This window comes from Acutalibacter sp. 1XD8-33, assembly GCF_003612555.1.
In the GTDB taxonomy this organism is placed as follows: Bacteria; Bacillota; Clostridia; order Oscillospirales; family Acutalibacteraceae; genus Acutalibacter.
Genome location: NZ_RAZF01000019.1, coordinates 10,822 through 30,707, shown reverse-complemented (window position 1 = coordinate 30,707; position 19,886 = coordinate 10,822). Strand labels below are relative to the sequence as shown.

Sequence of the window (19,886 nt, the reverse complement as noted above, 5' to 3'; positions counted from 1 at the left end):
GCTTTTCCCCTGCGCTTTCCGGCCTTTCCACGGCCGCTTTCCCCTATCCATCCTATGCGTAAATCCCCATCCGTTTTATTTGGGGCGCGCCCCGGGACTGCCGTATCACCAGCACCGCGCCCACGGCCGCTTCCCCTGTGAGAGAGAGGATCTTCCTGCTGCCGATCACCGTCCCCGAGCGGGACAGGCTCAGCCCGCCGTCGGGAAGCCTCAGGTAAAGGTCGAAGCGCTCCACCCGCTGGCTTTTGGCGATGTCCTCTTCCAGTATGCAGCAGGCCGGAGCCCGCTCTCCGCCGAAGTCCAGCTCCAGCCAGCCCTGCCGCATCTCCCCTGGGGCGGCAACGGCAATGGGGTCCACCGTCATGGCCTGGATCCTCTTACCCAAACCAGCCAGCGCCGCCTGATCTGCCGGTGGAATTCTCCCGTCGGCAGCCGGTGGGACGTTCAGCAAAAGGGTGCAGTTGTTGCCCACAGAATCCAGGTAGATCTGGAAAAGCTCTCCGGCGCTTTTCACCGCGCTGTCCTCCTCCGGGTGATGGAACCACCCGGGCCGAATGGACACGTCCACCTCGGCGGGATACCAGCACAAAGCCTCGTGCCGGGCCAAAACCGCCCGGGACCCCAGATCCTCGTCCGATGATTGGAGTCGCCGCATCTGCTGGACCTCGCTGTGCTGGGAATGCCTCTCCACCGTCTCAGCCAGGGTCAAAACGTGGGGGACCACCGAAAACTCAGAGCGGCGGGTTTTTCCCGCCTCATTGCCCACCCAGCGGATGTCCGGCCCGCAGACGGCGATATTGGCCTCCGGCTGCAGTTCCCGCACCAATGCGTAATACCGCTGCCAGTCATAAGCAAAATCTGCGGCCTCCTCCCCTTTCGCCCCATCAAACCACACCTCAAAAATGGGGCCGTAGTTTGTGAGCAGCTCCCGAAGCTGCGCGCAGAAGAAATCGTTATACCGGGGCGTGGCATAGCTGGGTTCGTGCATGTCCCAGGGGGAGAGGTATACCCCGAAATCCAGCCCGGCTTTCCGGCAGGCCGCCGCGGTCATGGCCACGATATCTCCACCAAAAGGGCTGCGCGCCACAGAAAAGTCCGTGGCGGCGGTATTCCACAGACAGAAGCCGTCATGATGCTTACAGGTTAGGATAATCCCTGTGGCCCCAGAGGCTTTCACGGTCTCCGCCCATTGGGCCGAATCGGGATTCATGACGGTAAAGTCCATCGGAACCTCCTCGCCCTGCCCCCATTCCCGATTGGTGGCGGTATTCATGCCGAAATGCAGGAAGCAGTAGAAAGGCCGCGCGGCCTGCCGCAGCTGCGCGGGGCTGGGCCGCACAGCCAAAAGCCTCTCCACCTCCTCGCCGCCCAGAGGGACTCCGTTGTTTGTGGTGGTCCAGTTATTCCTTAAAATTTCGAGCTCCATGCTATTGCCTCCCCAAATTGGTATCGTAAACGCATTCTCTATGGCGCCGCGTTTCGCATCTAAGGACGTGCGCGTTAGCTTTATGTGAACACGCCCTAAGCAAAAGGGGAACGTCCCCCAAAAGACGTTCCCTCCCAAGGCCATCCCGCCGGAAGAACCATTTCCCTGTGCCTGGGTTTGCGCAGCGCGCGGAAAGCTCGGCCCTCCCGGCAGCAAAGCACCCGCGATCCGTTCAGGCCTTCTCCCGGCAGAGAAACGCAAAGCCTCTCTCTGCCGCCAACCCGCACAACATACCCAGGGCCGCCCCGCACAGCACGTCTGTGGGATAGTGTACAAAGAGAAACACCCGGGAGAAAGCAATCAGCGTCGCCAGAATATAAGCTCCCGCTCCCCAGCGCTTGTCCCGGGCGAAAACCACCGTGGCGGCGGCAAAAGACGAGCAGCTGTGCCCTGAGGGGAAGGAAAAGCCCGAAGGCGGCGGAATGAGCAACTGGGTGTATCCTGGAAAATCCTGAAAAGGCCGGGGACGGCACACCAGATTTTTTAGGGCCAGTTCCCCCATAAGCAGCCCCAGGAGCATGGCGCACAGCAGCAGGATTCCGCTTACGCGCCACCCGCCCTTTCTGCCGAAAATCACCAGCAGCACCCCCAGGGCAATCCAGAACGCCCCTCCTTCCCCAAGATAAGTAATCGTGGGGAAAAGCCAGTCGAAGAAGGGGTTGTGGCAGGTCTCTTGAACCCAGCTCATAACAGCCCCGTCAAAAGGATTGACTCCTTCCATACGCTCACTCCTTTCCGGAATTTAGAACCTGTATTCATAACCGAAGTTGCCGGATGAGCAAGAGCTCTTGAGCTCTGAATTTTTGGGGCTACTCAAGGCAAATTTGTGAAGGCATCCTTGCCGTATGGCAAGCAAATTTAACGCGGAGCAACCCGAAAAAAGCCGCTCAGACGGTGATTGCAGGTTTTGAATACAGGTTCTTAATTTTATATGGGCGCGTGAGTGCGCGCACCGGTTGATTGCGGAGCACAAGGCCGGACGGGCGTTATAGCCGGTTCCCCGTGCGCTCAGCTGGCTTTTCTCGCGCCCAAGAGATTGTCCCGCTTGCTCTGCGGTCGGGACAGGGAGTCTCACCTGCCGGAACCGCCGATCCGTGGCGGCGGAGGCCACACAGGTCGCGTACTACGGCAAGGTCGTGGGACTCCGTCCCACACCCAGCGAGCTTTTGAAAAAGCTCGACCAAAATTTTACCCTGGTCAACCTTTATGCACCCAGCCAGCCCGGTTAAAAGTTTTTAATCCAAACTTTTTTCAAAAAGTTTGGTCCAGTCCAGGGTGAAACCCTGGCTGCCGGAGGCCAACACATACTCTTAGAAATTATATCTTTTATTATACCAGCTCCCGCCGGATTTTTCCACTACTAATTTCTCCTTTCGGCGAATATATATTCCAGAGTAGATTTCGAGGGGGATATGCCATGGAGCTCCATCACGCCACTTGCCAACAAGCCGCCGAACAGTTGGGCACAGACCCGAAGCGGGGGCTTTCTTCTGCTGAAGCCGCCCGAAGGCTGGAGAAATATGGAAAAAATCAAATCCGTCCGGCCCGGCGACAGAATCTGTTGGTCCGGTTTTTGGGCCAGTTCAAGGACTTTATGACCCTCATCCTTTTGGCCTGCGCGGGAATCTCCTTCTGGGTTTCCGCCATGCGTGGGGACCGGGAATACGTGGATTCCATCATCATCCTGGCGATTGTCGTGTGCAACGCGGTAATCGGGACCGTCCAGGAGCTACGGGCGGATAAAGCCATTGACGCGCTGAAGAAGCTGTCCTCTCCCAAGGCCCGGGTACTGCGGGAGGGTAAAAAGCAGACGGTTGAAAGCTGGCAGCTGGTTCCCGGGGATGTGGTCATCCTCAAGGCCGGGGACCTGGTCCCTGCGGACCTGCGCCTTCTCCGCACAGTGGAACTAACCGCCGAGGAGTCCGCCCTGACCGGGGAATCCCTTCCGGTGGAGAAGGAGGCGGGCGCTGTCTGCCAAAAGAACGCTCCCCTGGCGGAGAGAAGGAACACGGTCTTTGCCGGCACGGGGATTTCTGCCGGGGCGGGGGTAGGAATTGCCGCCGCTACAGGCATGGACACCGCCATGGGCAAAATTGCCGGGCTGCTGGACCAGGAAAGCTCTCCGGAAACCCCCTTGCAAAATCGTCTGAAACAAACCGGCAAGGTGTTGGGTCTGGGCGTAGCCGCCATCTGCGGGCTGATTTTCGCCATGGGCCTGCTGCAAAAGGTGGAGCCTCTGGAAATGTTTATGATTGCCATCAGTCTGGGCGTAGCCGCTATTCCTGAAGGGCTTACCGCCGTGGTCACCATTGTCCTGGCCATGGGGGTAAAGCGGATGGCCCAGAAGAAGGCCATTGTGCGCCATATGCCGGCGGTGGAGACGCTGGGCAGCACCCAGGTGATCTGCTCTGACAAAACCGGCACCCTCACCCAAAACAAGATGACGGTCGTGGCTTTTTCCGGGGCTTTTGGCAGTGAGCCTACAGAGGGAACCACCGCCCAATTCTGCTTGGAGCTGGCTTCTTTGTGCAACAACTGCGAGGCTGAGAAAGGGGGCATCGCCGGCGATCCCACGGAAGCGGCCTTCCTCCGGGCCTGCCGCACGCCCAAGGCCAGCCTGGAGGCCTCCTGGCCCCGGGTGGGGGAGATTCCCTTCACCTCGGCCAGAAAGCTGATGACCACTGTCCACAAGGCCGGAAACGGCTATCGGATTATCTCGAAAGGGGCCCCGGATGTGCTCATCGCCCGGTGTTCCCGGCAGCTGCGGGGCAGAAGCGAGGGTGTGCTCAGTGGCAGCGCCAAGGCCAAGCTACTCTCGGACAACGCCGCTCTAGCGGAACGGGCTCTGCGGGTTCTGGCGGTAGCCTATAAAGATGTAGACCACCTTCCCGGCGACGACAGCCAGATCGAGAATGAGCTGGTGTTCTGTGGGCTTATCGGCATGGAGGATCCTCCCCGGAAGGGGGTCCGGGCCGCCGTGCTGGAGTGCAGGCGGGCGGGGATCATCCCGGTGATGATTACCGGGGACCACGCGGCCACAGCCCTGGCGGTTGCCAGAAGAGTGGGCATTGCCGGGGAGAACCATCAGGCCCTCACCGGCGCCCAGCTGGACCGGCTTTCCGACAACGAATTGGCCCAGCGCCTTCTGGACTGCCGGGTATTCGCCCGGGTTTCCCCAGAACACAAGGTCCGGTTGGTAAAGGCCTATCAGCGCCGGGGGCTTACCGTAGCTATGACCGGGGACGGGGTGAACGACGCCCCGGCCCTGAAAGCGGCCGATATCGGCTGCGCCATGGGAAAAAACGGTACCGAAGTGGCTAAATCCGCGGCGGACATGGTGCTCACAGACGACAATTTCTCCACCATCGTGGCCGCTGTCCGGGAGGGCCGGGGAATCTATGGCAACATCCGAAAAACTGTTCACTTCCTGCTGTCCTGCAATATTGGGGAGATTCTGGTGGTGTTTGCGGCCTTTCTGCTGCGGGCTCCCGCGCCGCTTTTGGCCATCCAGCTTTTGTGGGTCAACTTGGTAACAGATTCCCTGCCTGCTTTAGCCCTGGGCGCGGAACCCATCCCCCGGAACGTGATGGAGGAGCCCCCCCACCGCCGGGACGAGAGCATTTTTTCAGGGGGCATGGGCCTCTCCGTAGCTCTCGAAGGCTGCCTTGTGGGGGCGCTGGCCCTGCTGGCCTACAGCGCCGGCCGAATCTGGTTTGATCCCAATCCCGCCGACCCGGTGATTGGCCGCACCATGGCCTTTGGGGTGCTGAGCCTTTCCCAGCTGGTGCACAGCTACAATATGCGCTCCCAGGACTCTGTGCTGGAGCTGGGGCTGTTCACCAACAAAAAGCTGAACCTGGCCTGCTTGGCCTGCGCCTTCCTCATGGTAAGCGTCATCATCTTTCCGCCCCTTTCCGCCTTGTTTAAAACGGCCGCCCTGAGCCCGGTTCAGTGGCTGATGGTCGCGGGGTTGTCCCTGTTCCCTCTGGCGGCGGTGGAGGGTGAAAAGCTCTTGGGTAAGGCGCTGCCCCCAAAGAAAAGTGCCGGCAAGAAGGAAAGGACCCGCTGAGGGTCCTTCTTTCTGTATTCCATAAATAAGGCGCGGCAAAAAACGAGCTTTCCCGGGAGAATTCTCCGGGAAAGCCCTTGTTCTGGCAAATCCTGCCTCAATCCGCAAAAATTTTCAAAAATATGCGGTAAGCCCCTATATTTCGACAGGATTTCCAATTTCCACATGATATAATGTGTTTGACAAACTGGACACGGGCGGCATTAGTCGGAAAGCGCGGCAAGCCTATGCCAAGTGGCGGCCTCTGGCTCCAACCAGGCACAGCTTGTCGGAAATCATGGCAATGAACTCGCTGTTGGTAGGTTTTCCCCGTGTGTTATGTATCGTGTAGCCGAAGTAGGAGTTTAAAACCTCCACATCGCCCCGGTCCCATGCCACTTCAATGGCGTGGCGGATGGCTCGCTCCACACGGGAGCTGGTGGTGTTGTAGCGTTTCGCCACATTGGGATACAGCTGCTTGGTAACCGCGTTGATGATCTCCGGGTCCTCAATGGCCATGATGATGGAATCCCGCAGATAGTGATAGCCCTTGATATGGGCTGGCACGCCAATCTGGTGCAGGATTTCCGTAACCTGCACCCGCATCTGCGGGTCAATGGGCTCCGAATCGAAGTGCTTCCCCCTGGTAGAGTTCAGGGCTGCAATCCGCTCTACCATTTCCAGTTTGTCATAAGGCATCAGCGCAAAATAGGACGCTCCTCCCGTTAGAATCTCCCGTTCCAGCGCAGGCGTAAGGTACGAGGCCGTGACGATAAACACCGGATTTTCCAGGCCCTCATCCTGGAATACCCCGTGCATTACGCCTAAGGCGTCCATCTCTGTCATGAAAAGCTCCATTACTACTACGTTTGGACGTTCCTCCCGAATGCGTTTCAGAAGCTCTGCTCCGTTTCGGGGGGCAAACAGGGGAGAGAGCCCCTTTTGAGCAAAATGTTCCATGGGCAGGCCTGCCCATTCGCCCTCTTCCGAACCAATCAGCACCTTTATTTGCTTATCCAATCAGAATCCTCCTTTGCTATTGGAATGTGAATAAATCTTACCATAAATTAGGTTTTCCCGCAAGAGTTTCCGGAGAAAAGCCGAAGAAAAATATATTTATACGATGTCGAACTTAGTCGAGGCGGGTTGAATTCAGTTGAATCGTTCTTTCTTCGCAAGTTCTTATGCGATAAACTAATTATCATCACATGGGAAAATTTTGCCCTCGTTGAATTATGGCATGATACATTGGGCAAATTCGCACACAAAAAGCCCCCGTTTCCGGAGGCTTTTATTTATCTCATTCAATGATTGCGGCGCTTAAACTCGTCAATTTTCGCCTTTGGCCGACGTTCCATGTCCAAAAGGCCGTTTACCTCTTGGAATACGTCTGTCAGCTGGGTATAGCAGTAGCCGCAGAAACCGGGCAGCTTGCCCGCGGCCTCGGTAATGGCTCCAAAACGCTCCAGCAGGGCGGCCTCGTCCTTTACTGCGCCGTTATAGCCCCAGTTGCCGCCGCCCTCGTCCTTTGCCATGGCAATCCCGCCGAATTCGCTGAAAATCTTGGGTTTGCCCCAGTTGCCGTAGCTCTGGGCGGTAATCAGCCTGCCGCTGGGAGCACCGTTCAGCACGCTGTCCTCGCTGTCGTACCCTTTCAGGTCCTCCGGCCAGGCGGAGTAGTCGTGGACTGTGACAATATCCGTCTCCGCCTGTTCCCAGCCGTCATTGCCGGAAACCAGCCGGGTGCCGTCCAGGCAGTGGACCAGGTGGTAGAGGCAGTCGTTCAGCTGCTGGGCCTCCCTGTGGCTCTGAATCGCCGGAACACCCCAGGACTCGTTCAACGGGGTCCACACGATGATACAGGGATGGTTATAATCCCTGCGGATGGCCTGGGAGAGGTCCCGGATCATGTTGCGCTTCTGGCTGTCCCGCAGCCAGTAGGCGCTGGGCAGCTCGCTCCACACCAGGAGGCCCAGCTTATCCGCCCAGTACAGGTAGATGGGGTCCTCGAATTTCTGGTGCTTCCGGGCCCCATTATACCCCAGGCTCAGGGTGAGCTCCACATCCTTTTTCAGAGCCTCTTCGCTGGGAGCGGTGAGCAGGCCGTCCGGCCAGTAGCCCTGGTCCAGGATCAGCCGCTGGTAGAGGGTGCTGCCATTGAGGAGGATTTTGTCCCCGCAGGCGTGGATCTCCCGCAGGCCGAAATAGGTGTCCACCCGGTCCTGCACGCGGCCGTCCGCCAGGGTCTCGATGGTCAGGTCGTAGAGGCTGGGGCTGCCGGGATACCACAGGTGGGCGCCGTTGATCTCCCCGTCGTGGCACAGATAGAGGGTAGTCTGGAGAAAGCGGTTCGTGGTGAGGGAGACCTCCTGCCGGGCCACGGTTTTCCCCTCAAAGGAGGCGGTGAGGCGCAGGGAGCAGGGGACCTGGGGCAGCTCGTTCAGGCTGACCTCCACCTTGACGGCGTTATGCTCCACATCCGGGGTCAGACGGAAGTCCTCTGGGTAAAACTCTCCCACACCCTCCAGCCACACACTCTGCCACAGTCCGGTGACGGGGGTATACCAGCAGGCAAAGGGCTCAGGCCGGTAGCTCTGCTTCCCCCGGGGTTGGTCGAAGTCCAGGCGGTCCTCACAGCGCACGGCGAGGATATGCTCTTCGCCGGGCCGGGTGAGATGGGTAACGTCAAAGGTGAAGTCGGAGTAGCCGCCCTCATGCTCCCCCAGCAGCTGGCCGTCCAGCCAGACCTGGGCCTTGTAGTCCGCCGCGCCGAAGTGGAGCAGCCGCCTGTCTCCCATGCTCTCCGGCACGAGGAAGCTCCTTCTGTACCAGACCACGTCCACATGCTTCTGGCTGTTGATGCCGGAGAGCTGGCTCTGGTAGGGGAAGGGCACCTCGATCTTCAGGGGATCGCCCCCCAGGGAGGAGCCGGGCTGATACCATTTCTGGCGGACCCCCTGGTTTTGGGGGTCGAAGGAGAAATCCCACTGGCCGTTCAGGGTGAGCCAGGATTCCCGGACCCGGTCCGGGCGGGGGTATTCGTTACGAATGGGGCCTGACATGGCAATCTCATTCCTTTCTATTGGCTGAAATTTCTTTTCAGCTCTTTCTTGTTGCTAACTATACCAAGTTTGAAAGGAATAGTCAAGAGGGGATTTGAAAAGGGGAGGGGCTGGGTCGTATCTTTTTCGACGATGTTTTGGCCTCCGGCACACCGCGCCAAGTAAGTGCAAGGCGCGAGCTGAGTTTCGCGGTGTGTCATGAGTTTCCGCCCCAGCCGTGGAACGGCTGTCTTTTGCTACGCAAAAGTGCGGCGAAAACTCCGCCAAGCTGAGTGCAAAGCGAACCTCTAGCGCATTCCGGCAAGACCTTGGGGCTGCGCGAGTCTCGCCTGCCGGTTCGGTCAGTTCGCGGCATGTGTGCCACTGGCAGACGTTCACCCCAAACCCGCGCCAGCTTAAGACCAGCTGGACCAGTCGATGTTGTTAACTGTAGCATTCACAACTAACCAGGGTAAAGTTCAAAAGGTGGTAGGGTGTGCCTTAGCAACGTCTCACGACCTTGCCAGAGGCCATCAACACGCAAAAAGCGCCGGGAGCGCTCCCTATCCAAGAAGCGTTTCCGGCGCGCGGTTCTCTATTCATCCAGCAGCCGTGCCAGCAGGGCGTTGCTCACCAGAAAGCCCTCCGGGGAGAGGGCAACCCGCCGGAAGCTGTTTTCCCGAAAGCAGGAACCCGGGCAGCGGCGGGCGTTGGCGGAGAGCCGCCGGAACAGGGATTCGCCTTCCGGACCCAGTTTCCGGCAGTCCTCCAGAGTCAAGCCCTGACAAAGGCGCAGGCGGAGCATGGCGAACTCCTCTAGAGCCTCTTTCGAAGAGAGCGGCTCTCCCTCTGGCTGGGGCCCCCCTCCCCGGAGAAAGCCCTCCAGGTCCCGGGGCCAGAAAAAGCGCCGCCCCCCATAAAAGGAATGGGCCCCGGGCCCCAGGCCCAGGTAGTCCTCCCGCAGCCAATAAAAAAGATTATGGCGGCTCTCCCGGCCCAGGCGGGCGAAATTGCTGATCTCATACTGGGGGTAGCCCCGCCCTTCCAGCTCCGCCACGGCGAACAGGTACTGCTCCGCCGCCCGGTCCTCGTCAGGCAGGGCCAGCGACCGGCGGGCAAAGGGGGTTCCCGGCTCGATCTTTAATAGATAGGCGGAGATATGCTCCGGCTCCAATCCGGCGGCAAAAGCGATGGAGCGGCCCAGCGTCTCCGGACTGCTTCCGGGCAGGGCCAGCATCAGGTCCAGGGAGAGATTTCCAAAACTCGCCGCCCGGGCCCATTCCACCGCCCGGGCCGTATCCTCCGGCGTGTGGCGGCGGCCCAGCAGCTGAAGCTCCTCCGGCAAGGCGGACTGCATTCCCAGGGAGATCCTGTTGAAGCCGCCTGCCCACAGCTCCCCCCAAAACCTCCGATCCACGCTGCCCGGATTCACCTCGCAGGTAATCTCCGCCCCCGGGAGGAGGCCGAATCCCTTGGCCACGGCTTCCAACAGCCGGGAGAGCCTTTCGGCCCCCAAAAGGCTGGGCGTGCCGCCGCCAAAATAGACCGTGGACACTGCCCTGCCCAGGCGGCGGCCCCATAAAAGCAGCAGCTCCTCCATCCGCTTTTGATACCGGTCCATAAGCTCCGGAGTTGGCGGCAGAGAATAAAAGTCGCAGTAGGGGCATTTGCCCGCGCAGAAGGGCACATGGAGATAGAGGCCAAGAGGATGCCGGTTCATAAAAATCCTTTCGCGGTCAATTCGTTTTTTCTGACCCAATTTCTTGTGCAAAGCCGTCCATAAAGTCTAAAAAGGCAGTCATCTGGCCCACAAGGCCGTTGGAAAGGCTTGTCCAGCGGTAGGCATATCCAGGAAAATAGGGGCAGAGTTTGTGCGCCGCGCCCTGATGTTCCACGGGAACACAGGCCAGAGGCCGGATCCCTGTCTTATCTGTCTGGACGCAGTACCGACAGCCATCGCAACGTTTGGTGCGCTCCAGTACCAGCTCCTGTACCTTTGGGCTCATCTGGGCGAAACGCTCCAAAAAAGGCTTCATCCCATAGGGAATGCAAAGGCCCAGGGATACCGGGCTGGCCGTATACGCGTCATATTCCACCGAAATGCCGGTGTGCCGGATTTTATATTCATTGCCGGCGCTGGGTGGTTCCTGGCCCCAAGCCGGATTCGCATAGCTCAGGGAGAGCCGGTAGTCTGCCCATTCTGTTTTATATATGTCATAGGCCCGGTAGCCTTGAGAGAGCATCCATTGCTCTAGCCGACGGAAGGGCTCCTCGCCCAGCAGCGGGGCGTAAATATCTCTGGCATACACATGATTTCTATCAAACAAGCAGTAGGCAAAGGCCACCGAGTCCGCGCCGGGACGAGAGGCCATCCAGGTCCATCCGGCAGGAAGCCTGCCTCCCTCTTCCACACCCAACCGAGAGAAGATGTTTCGGATTCGCTTGTTCCTCTTTACCTCCTGACCTCGGCCCATCAGGAACATGGTATTCAGGAGAGTCTTGACGGCCCTTTCCGCTTTCAGCACAGCTGTGTCCAACTGGGGCTTCCCATAGGCTTTTTTGTAACGGGTGGGGTAAGCGTCGTCCTCATGGAGGGTGGGGATCAGCAAGCCCGGATCGTCCAACAAAAGCTGATAGAGAGTTTTCATCAGGCCGTAAAACTCCCGCTGCTCCCCAGTACTGGCTTTCCCCTGCTCCAAGGGGACAAATTCAGGCAGCATGGCAAGATATCCGCCGGCTATCCTCTGTTCCAAGCTGGAATATTCCATTTTTGCGGCTCCTTCCCAACACAGCGGTTATTCATCTAACTTCAGCACCGCCATGAAGGCCTCCTGAGGGACCTCCACGGTGCCCAGCTGGCGCATGCGCTTCTTGCCCTCCTTCTGCTTTTCCAGCAGTTTCTTCTTCCGGGTGATGTCGCCGCCGTAGCACTTGGCCAGTACATCTTTGCGCAGGGCTTTCACCGTCTCCCGGGCGATGATCTTTCCACCGATACAGGCCTGGATGGGCACCTCGAACAGCTGGCGGGGGATCTTGTCCTTGAGCTTCTCCGTCATCTTCCTGGCCCGGGGATAGGCCTTCTCCGCGTGGAGGATGAAGGAGAGGGCGTCCACGGTCTCGCCGTTCAAGAGGATGTCCAGCTTCACCAGCTGAGAGGGGCGGTAGCCCAGGAGCTCATAGTCGAAGGAGGCGTAACCCCGGGTACGGGACTTCAGGGCGTCGAAGAAGTCGTAGATAATCTCGTTGAGGGGCAACTCATAGTGGATGTCCACCCGGTCGGTGTCGATGTACTTCATGTCGATGAAGGTCCCCCGGCGCTCCTGGCAGAGCTCCATGATGTTGCCCACGTACTCCGAGGGGGAGTAAATGTGGGAATTGGTGATGGGCTCTTCCGCGCTCTGGATGATAGAGGGGTCCGGGTAGTTGGTGGGGTTGTCGATGGAGATTTCCTCGCCATTGGTTTTTCGAATCTTATATACCACGCTGGGGGCGGTGGTGATCAAGTCCAGATTGTACTCCCGCTCCAGCCGCTCCTGGATGATCTCCATATGCAAAAGGCCCAGAAAGCCACAGCGGAAGCCAAAGCCCAGGGCCACGGAGGTCTCCGGCTCAAAGGTGAGGGACGCGTCGTTGAGCTGGAGCTTTTCCAGGGCCTCCCGCAGGTCGGTGTAGTGGGCGCCATCGGCAGGATAGATGCCGCAGAACACCATAGGTTGTACTGCCCGGTAGCCGGGCAGGGCCTCCCCTGCGGGCCGGTCCGCCAGGGTGACGGTGTCTCCCACCCGGGCCTGACGCACCTCCTTGATGGAGGCGGCGATGTAGCCCACCTCTCCGGCGCAGAGGGCGTCAGCGGGCTCCAGAGAGGTGGCCCGGAGAAAGCCGCACTCCACCACCTGGAACTCTCCCCCAGTGGCCATCATGCGGATGACATCCCCAGGGCAGAGGACGCCGTCCATCACCCGGACATAGACAATGACTCCCCGGTAGGAGTCGTAGTAAGAGTCGAAGATCAGGGCCTTTAAAGGGGCAGACTCGTCCCCTTCCGGGGCGGGAATGTCGCTGACGATGCGCTCCATCACCTCGTCGATATTGATCCCGTTTTTGGCGGAGATCCGGGGGGCGTCCATGGCGGGGATGCCGATCACGTCCTCGATCTCGTGGCAGGCCCGGTCCGGATCCGCGCTGATCAGGTCGATCTTGTTCACCACAGGAACAATTTCCAATCCCGCGTCCACAGCCAGGTAGGTGTTGGCCAGGGTCTGGGCCTCGATGCCCTGGGAGGCGTCCACCACCAGCACGGCCCCCTCGCAGGCGGCCAGGGACCGAGAGACCTCATAGTTAAAGTCCACATGGCCCGGGGTGTCGATCAGGTTGAACACATAGTCCTGTCCGTCCTTGGCGGTATACACCAAGGTAACCGCGTGGGCCTTGATGGTGATGCCCCGTTCCCGCTCCAGGTCCATATTGTCCAGAAGCTGGTTTTCCATTTCTCGCAGGGGCACAGCCTTGGTCTGCTCTAAAATACGGTCGGCCAGGGTGCTCTTGCCATGGTCGATGTGGGCAACGATGCAGAAATTGCGGATTTTCGATTTGTCCATATGTGATTCTCCTTGGAATGAACTGCCGCCTGAGAAGCGTCCGCCCCCAGAAGGGGCTGTTTCATTATAAGGCTTTTCCGAGATACTGTCAACCAGGTTTGGCTTTGGGGGAGCATGGGAATCCTGAGAGTGTCCGAAAAAGGGAGTTAGCGAAAGAATTTCGATAGGCAACCAGTAAAAGTTTCGTCAACTTTTTCAAAGGTTGCGGGTTTTTAAGAGGCGACAATTGCCGGTGGTGATTTCCCGTCGCCGACCGAGCCGGCAGGCGAGACCCGGAACCCCTAAACCGCCGGAGGCCGTAAATATCGTCCAAAAACGCGCGCTTAGGGCACTCCCGGAATCCTGCGGTGATTGGCAAATGCGTCACAACGATTGCCGGAAATGGAAAAAACGTATGGCCATAGAAAAGACCGGCGGATCGCTCCACCGGTCATCCCTTCTTTTGCTTATGCTCCGCCGCGTGCCCTACCCATTTCCTTTTTGTCGTCCGTGGCAGGGTTGTCAATGAGACTCCCATCCTCTTGGAACCGGGAGCCATGGCAGGGGCAATCCCAGCTATGCTCGGCGGCATTATATTTTAGGGCACAGCCCATATGAGGGCATCGGGGAACAGTAGGCGTCAGCAGCCCGGCGACGGCCTCTGTAGCGTTGGCCGCCAGCTGCGGCCGCAGGATGCTCCGGGATGGCCGGAACACGCGGGCATACTTGTTTTCCCGGCCCAAAATTAAATCCGTCAGCAACATGGCGGCTGCCATAGAAGAGGTCATTCCCCATTTATTGAATCCAGTGGCCACAAAAAGCTCCGGCGTGCTTTTGGCGTATTGGCCGATATAAGGCATACCGTCCAGAGTTATGCAGTCCTGGGTGGCCCAGCGGGCGGCGATTTTTGCCCCTGGATAAAAGCGTTGGGCAAAGGCCTCCAGGTCCTTCCAGCCGCCGGGCTTCCCAGTGCGGTGGCTACCACCGCCCAGCAGCAGTAAGCCGTTGTAATTGCGAAAGCTCAGCCCCGGCGTCCTCTCGTCCACATACATGCCGCCTACGTCCGGCGCGCCTTTCAGGGCCAACACATAGGAGCGCTGCTGGTACAGCTTGAGGAAATAGCTGCCATGCTTGTTTAAAATGGGGAAATGCGTGGCAATAATGATTTTATCCGCTCTCACCATTCCCCCAGTCGTCACAGCCTTCCCGGGCATCAGCTCCAGCACCTTGGTATGCTCATAGATCCGCAGGCCCCGGGCGATTCCCCGCAAAAACTTAAGGGGGTGGAACTGCGCCTGGTGGGGAAGCCACACCGCCCCCGCCACAGGAAAGGGCAGCGGCAATTCCGGCTGGAAGGAGGCGGCAGAGCCTAAGCGCTCCAGCGCCGCTGCCTCCCGTTGGAGTTTCTCCGCGCCGTCCAAAGAATATACGAGGGCATCCTTTTCCTCAAAATCACAATCCATGTCCTGACTGAGCTCTCTATATTTATCCAGCGCCGCCTGATTTGCCTGTAAATACAGCCGGGCTGTCTCCAGACCAAACCTTTTGATCAATCTATCATAGATGAGTCCATGCTGAGACGTAATCTTTGCGGTGGTGTTCTTGGTAATGCCCTCGCCGATGAAGCGAGCCTCTACCAGCGCGTAATCAACGCCCTCCCTCGCCAGCTGATAGGCGCACAAAATTCCCGCCATTCCTCCGCCGATGATCAACACATCCGTGCGCAAATCCCCTTTCAGCGGCTGAAACCGGGGCAGATCCATATCTTTTGTCCAAACCGAATTCATGCTATCACCTCGTTCCATTAGGGTGGCTAGGCCCGATGAATTTATTCGCTTTGGTTTTTGGCGGAGCACTGATATGTCGGCTGATACGTCCTAGGAGAATGGAGCGGTGGCTGTGGAGGAAGTCTGTCACTTGGCAAAGGATATGCCCATGTAACTTGAGCTGGTTTCTCCTATACTGCCGGCACCGCTAAAGGCGCACGCGAACCTTTATGCCGCCACGCCAAAAAAGGAAAGGGGCGGCTGGAAAACCGGCTCCTCGTCTTTGCGTTTTGCGTTTTATCCGACCCGCTTCTTGCCAAGGTTTGCCCTAGGCAAACCTTGCAATGGAAAACAGCCAGAGAAAACCCCTGGCTGTTTTCACAAGAATTTCGCAACGCGAAATTCAGCAAGAAGCGGAGATCAGTTTTCCCACAACATTACGCTTCTCGCGGTACGGGTAGCGTTCATGTCAATGAGACGCTGGTTCTCGCTGCCCCGAAAGCGCAGTTCCAGATTCCGCAGGTCCTCTAGATAGGGCCCGTCGATGAGTAAATCTGTCTCATCCAGAAGTACGCGAATAGCGGGGTCCTCCATTTTGATCAGTTCCTCATAGGTATAGCCGGTAAAGACCGCCACGTCCTTGCCCATGCCATGTACGAGCTTTGCCAGCTCCACCAATGGCTCCGGCTGGCAGAAGGGCTCGCCGCCACTAAAGGTGATCCCCTTCAGTAAGGCATCCTGTTGGAATTGCGTGAAAATGTCCTCCACAGATATAAAATGACCGCCAGAGAAGGAATGCGTCTCCGGATTATGGCAGCCGGGGCAATGGTGGGGGCATCCCTGAGTAAAAACAACATACCGGATCCCTGGACCGTCCACAATGGATTCCTCCACGATCCCCGCAATATTTAAATCCATTTCTCCCTCCTACTGCCAGGGAATTTCCCTGCGTCCCTCAATCGTCTGCTCCTGCCGGAACGTCAGAGGAGTCAGGGTGATGTAGCCGTCATTTAGACTGTTCCAATCGTCCGCCTTGCCGGGGTTCCAGTCCGGTGGCTGGGCGGGAGGCCGGAACACATGGACGCACTCCCCATTGGGAGAGGGCTGCTCCAGATAGGCGCCCTCCCAGCGGTTGCAGCCCAACGGCGTCCAACGCAGGCCTTTGATTTCCTGGATAGGCAGATCAGGAATATTGATGTTTAGCACCTGGTCAAAATCGTTCTCCAGGTCCAACAGAGCAAAAATGCAGGCAAAGCTCTCAATGGTGCGCTGGTCGTCCGCCCCGATGGGAGCAGACAAGGCAATCGCCTTTACGCCGAACATCGCCGCCTCCAAAGCTGCGGCCACTGTGCCGGAATAGGGTAAATCATAGCCCAGATTTCGTCCTTTGTTGGGACCGGAGATCACCAGGTCTACCGGTCCCGGAGCCAGATTCAGCAGGCCTAAGCGGGTGCAGTCGGCAGGGGTACCAGAAATGGACCAAGCCTCCACACCCCGAGGAAAATCGGCCCGATGGGCAAACAAGGGCGTGCCCAGAGTGATCCCATGGCCAATGGCGCTGCGGTTTTGGTCGGGAGCCACCACCGTAACTACATGGTTGCGCACCAGAACTCCAGCCAGCGCCCATAAGCCCGAGGAATTGATTCCGTCGTCGTTTACCAGCAGGATATTCATGGACGGGACTCCTGGGTCATGGAGTGCTTTACCCGGTCCCGCTCCTCAGCGCGCTTGGCGTTATTCCAGCGGTCGATGGTGCCCACCAGGTAGCCGGTAATCCGGCGGATGCGCTCGAAATCCCGTCCCTCGCCGACCATAATGTGATCGGTTCCAGAGATTTTTGCGATTTTTTTGGATGTGTTAGACATAATAGTTCCTCCTTGGATAAATACTATATTTATTTTGATCGTTTTTGATATAGGCGCGTGAGTGCGCACGCTGGCTGATTGCGGCACACGGCGCGAAGAATGGCGAAAGGATATAGCTGAGTTTCGCCGTGTGACATGAGTTTTCCTGCGGAAAACTCTGCGAAGCTGGGTGCTGGGCGCACAGAGCTGACACACTCCGGGACTAGGGAACTTTTTTCTCTTGTAAAAAGTTCCCTCTTGGCGCTGCGCGCCAATTCACCCTCAAAAAATGCGTTTCTCAGGTGTTTCAGGGCAAGACCTTGGAGGCGCTGAGTCTCAGCTGCCGCTTCGGTCGGCGACGGGAAATCGCCACTGGCGATTGTCGCCCTCCAAACCACCGCAACCTTTGAGAAAGGTAAGACTTCGTTTCACGAAGTCTACGAAACATTTTACGGTTGTTGGGTTAGCTCGTCAAAACATCAAAATGTTCACGACGAACGTAGTGAGGAGTGGGTAAAGTTTTCGTCCACCTTTTTCAAAAGGTGGCGGAGTGTGAGGCAGAGCCTCACGACCTTAGCTGATCAGGCTGGAATAGTCGGGCACATCGTGGTATTTCTTCCGCAGCTCCTCCAGCTTTTCCAGGGGCACGCCCTCGCCGGAATGCCGCCCGCAGCGGGGGCACACGTCGTCGATGATGCCGTTATACCCGCACACCGGGTCCCGATCCACCGGGTGGTTCACAGAGCCATAGCCCACGCCGGACTCCTTCATGCAGCGGATGATGCTCTCGAAGGCCTCGATGTTTTTGCACACGTCCCCGTCCAGCTCCACATAGCTGATGTGCCCGGCGTTGGTCAGGGCGTGGAAGGGAGCCTCCTTCTGGATCTTTTCAAAGGCGCTGATAGGGTAGTAGACCGGCACGTGGAAGGAGTTCGTGTAGTATTCCCGGTCCGTGACGCCCTCAATCACGCCGAATTTCTTCTTGTCCAGCCGGGTGAAGGTGCCGGAAAGCCCCTCTCCCGGAGTAGCCAGCAGAGTGAAGTTCAGGCCGTATTGGGCGGAGAGATCGTCCATCCGCTTGCGCATGTAGGTGATGATCTCCAGGCCCAGCTGGTAGCTCTCCTCGCTCTCCCCGTGGTGCTTGCCTGTCAGGGCCTTCAGGGTTTCCGCCAGCCCGATGAAGCCTACGGAAAGGGTCCCATGCTTCAGCACCTCCGCCACGGAGTCGTTCCGGTCCAGCTTGTCGGAGTCGATCCACACCCCCTGGCCCATGAGGAAGGGGTAGTTGAACGCCTTTTTGCTGCACTGGATCTTGAACCGGTGGAGCAGCTGCTCCACACACAGGTCTATCCGCTGGTCCAGGATCTCATAGAATTTCTTCACGTCGCCCTTGGCCTCTATGCCGATGCGGGGCAGGTTCACCGAGGTAAAACTCAGGTTGCCCCGGCCGCAGGTGGTCTCGTGGGTGCGGTCGTGGACGTTGCCCATCACCCGGGTGCGGCAGCCCATATAGGCGATCTCCGTATCGTAGTCCCCGGCCTTGTAGTATTGCAGGTTGAAGGGCGCGTCGATGAAGCTGAAATTGGGGAAGAGCCGCTTGGCGGACACCCGCATGGCCAGCTTGAACAGGTCGTAGTTGGGGTCGCCCTCGTTGTAGTTGACCCCCTCCTTCACCTTGAAGATCTGCACCGGGAAGATGGGAGTTTCCCCGTCTCCCAGGCCGGCCTCGGTGGCCAGCAGCAGGTTGCGGATCACCATGCGGCCCTGCTCGCTCACGTCGGTGCCGTAGTTCAGGGAGGAGAAGGGAACCTGGGCTCCAGCCCGGGAATTCATGGTGTTCAGGTTGTGCACCAGGGCCTCCATAGCCTGATAGGTGGCCTTGTCCGTCTCCCGCCAGGCGGTTTCCTTGGCATAGGCGGCGGCGTCGCTGGCCTCCTCCCAGGTGACCTCCTCAAAGCCGCTGTCCTTCTGGTGGCGGGGGAGGAATTCCGCAAAGGCCTCCCCGTACTTGTCCACATTCTTCATGGTAACTTTGCTGTGCAGAGCCGTCTGGGCAGCGTTCACCATGGCTTCAGCCTGCCCATGAGGCATCACTTTCATCAGCTGCAAAAACTGGGTGAGAGCCTTGAAGTATTCCTTGTGATACGTCTTGTCCACGCCCTGGGCCATGGCATAGTCGAAATTTGGCACGCTCTGGCCGCCGTGCATCTCGTTCTGGTTGGCCTGGATGGCGATGCAGGCCAGGGCGGCGTAGCTGCGGATGTCCTGGGGCTCCCGCAGGTAGCCGTGGCCCGTGGAGAAGCCGTTTTTGAACAGGCGGATCAGGTCGATCTGGCAGCAGGTTTCGGTGAGGGTGTAGAAGTCCTTGTCGTGGATATGGATATCCCCGTCCGCATCAGCCTTGGCAAGATGGGGCGGGATCACGTACTTGTCGTAGAAGCTCTTGGCCCCCTCGGATCCGTACTTGAGCATGGTGCCCATGGCGGTGTCGGCGTTGATGTTGGCGTTCTCCCGCTTCAAGTCCACGTCCTCCGCAGGGACAAAGGTCAGGGCGGAATAGATTTTCACCAGCTCGTCGTCCATCTCCCGCAGGCGCTGGTGCTGGGCCCGGTAGAGGATGTAGGCCTTGGCGGTTTTGGCGTAGTCCGCGGCAATGAGCTTTTCCTCCACAATATCCTGGGTCTGCTCTACGGTGGGGACGGTTTTCATCTTCTCCAGCTCGGCCACCACCTGGGCGGTAAGGGCATCCAGGTCGGCGTCGCTGAAGCGTTCCGTGGCGATGCGGACGTTGGCCTTGAAGATGGCCCCCCGGATTTTGGCAGGGTCAAACTTCACCTGCTCGCCATTGCGTTTGATGATTTTCTTTGGCATGGGTTTGCGAACGGCTCCTCTCAGAAAGATATATATTTTACCGAAAAGACAGGGTTGTATACTTTTTTAGACGCGCCCCAGATATAGCGTGTTGGGCTGGCTCTCGGCCCGCGAAGCAGGCAGAAGGCGGAGGCTAGGTGCGAAGCCGCTGGCCTTCTCCGGTTTCCAGGGGACGCTTTTTCTCTTGCAAAAAGCGTCCCCTCTTTGCGCATTCTGCGCAAATTCACCCCTGGCAAAAATGCGCTTCTCAGGT

At 58.4% G+C, this 19,886-nt stretch carries 12 protein-coding genes and 1 pseudogene; 1 reads left to right on the top strand and 12 read right to left on the bottom strand.

What is annotated here, in order from left to right:
* Positions 1-52: 52 nt before the first annotated feature.
* Both D7X94_RS12160 and D7X94_RS12155 read right to left on the bottom strand, forming a co-directional pair.
* Entirely contained in the window at positions 53-1,426 is a 1,374-nt protein-coding gene (locus tag D7X94_RS12160; RefSeq protein WP_120427965.1) for an alpha-L-fucosidase, read from the bottom strand.
* A 232-nt stretch (positions 1,427-1,658) separates the two neighbouring features.
* Positions 1,659-2,207 carry a phosphatase PAP2 family protein gene (locus D7X94_RS12155; RefSeq protein ID WP_120427964.1) on the bottom strand — a complete coding sequence of 183 codons (549 nt, stop codon included), beginning with the start codon at positions 2,205-2,207 and terminating at the stop codon, positions 1,659-1,661.
* Positions 2,208-2,903: 696 nt separating this feature from the next.
* On the opposite strand from D7X94_RS12155, the gene D7X94_RS12150 reads away from it, so the two are divergent.
* A complete protein-coding gene (locus tag D7X94_RS12150; protein ID WP_120427963.1) occupies positions 2,904-5,555 on the top strand; it encodes a cation-translocating P-type ATPase in 2,652 nt (883 codons plus the stop codon).
* Between the two features lie 225 nt (positions 5,556-5,780).
* Here the strand turns inward: D7X94_RS12150 and spo0A are convergent, their stop codons facing one another.
* The 10 genes and pseudogenes from spo0A to D7X94_RS12100 all read right to left on the bottom strand — a co-directional run bounded on the left by spo0A (position 5,781) and on the right by D7X94_RS12100 (position 19,633).
* Positions 5,781-6,554: a sporulation transcription factor Spo0A gene (gene spo0A / locus D7X94_RS12145; protein ID WP_120427962.1), complete on the bottom strand. Its 774-nt coding sequence runs from the start codon at positions 6,552-6,554 to the stop codon at positions 5,781-5,783.
* A 284-nt stretch (positions 6,555-6,838) separates the two neighbouring features.
* On the bottom strand, positions 6,839-8,596 hold the full coding sequence (locus D7X94_RS12140; protein WP_120427961.1) for a glycoside hydrolase family 2 protein: 1,758 nt from the start codon (positions 8,594-8,596) through the stop codon (positions 6,839-6,841).
* 574 nt (positions 8,597-9,170) lie between these two features.
* Positions 9,171-10,295: a radical SAM family heme chaperone HemW gene (gene hemW / locus D7X94_RS12135; protein ID WP_120427960.1), complete on the bottom strand. Its 1,125-nt coding sequence runs from the start codon at positions 10,293-10,295 to the stop codon at positions 9,171-9,173.
* 16 nt (positions 10,296-10,311) lie between these two features.
* Positions 10,312-11,343, bottom strand: a complete 1,032-nt coding sequence (locus D7X94_RS12130) for a hypothetical protein (RefSeq protein WP_120427959.1) — start codon at positions 11,341-11,343, stop codon at positions 10,312-10,314.
* Between the two features lie 27 nt (positions 11,344-11,370).
* Entirely contained in the window at positions 11,371-13,173 is a 1,803-nt protein-coding gene (gene lepA / locus D7X94_RS12125; protein ID WP_120427958.1) for a translation elongation factor 4, read from the bottom strand.
* 446 nt (positions 13,174-13,619) lie between these two features.
* A complete protein-coding gene (locus D7X94_RS12120; RefSeq protein ID WP_120427957.1) occupies positions 13,620-14,939 on the bottom strand; it encodes an FAD-dependent oxidoreductase in 1,320 nt (439 codons plus the stop codon).
* 399 nt (positions 14,940-15,338) lie between these two features.
* The gene (nrdG, locus tag D7X94_RS12115; RefSeq protein ID WP_120427956.1) at positions 15,339-15,836 is read right to left on the bottom strand and encodes an anaerobic ribonucleoside-triphosphate reductase activating protein; all 498 of its coding nucleotides are present in this window, start codon (positions 15,834-15,836) and stop codon (positions 15,339-15,341) included.
* A 9-nt stretch (positions 15,837-15,845) separates the two neighbouring features.
* The gene (surE, locus tag D7X94_RS12110) at positions 15,846-16,592 is read right to left on the bottom strand and encodes a 5'/3'-nucleotidase SurE (protein ID WP_120427955.1); all 747 of its coding nucleotides are present in this window, start codon (positions 16,590-16,592) and stop codon (positions 15,846-15,848) included.
* A pseudogene (gene nrdD / locus D7X94_RS12105) lies at positions 16,589-16,723 on the bottom strand (anaerobic ribonucleoside-triphosphate reductase); the annotation flags it as partial. The pseudogene nrdD and the gene surE, both read right to left, overlap by 4 nt.
* A 612-nt stretch (positions 16,724-17,335) precedes the next feature.
* A complete protein-coding gene (locus D7X94_RS12100) occupies positions 17,336-19,633 on the bottom strand; it encodes an anaerobic ribonucleoside triphosphate reductase (RefSeq protein ID WP_120427953.1) in 2,298 nt (765 codons plus the stop codon).
* Positions 19,634-19,886 lie beyond the last annotated feature (253 nt).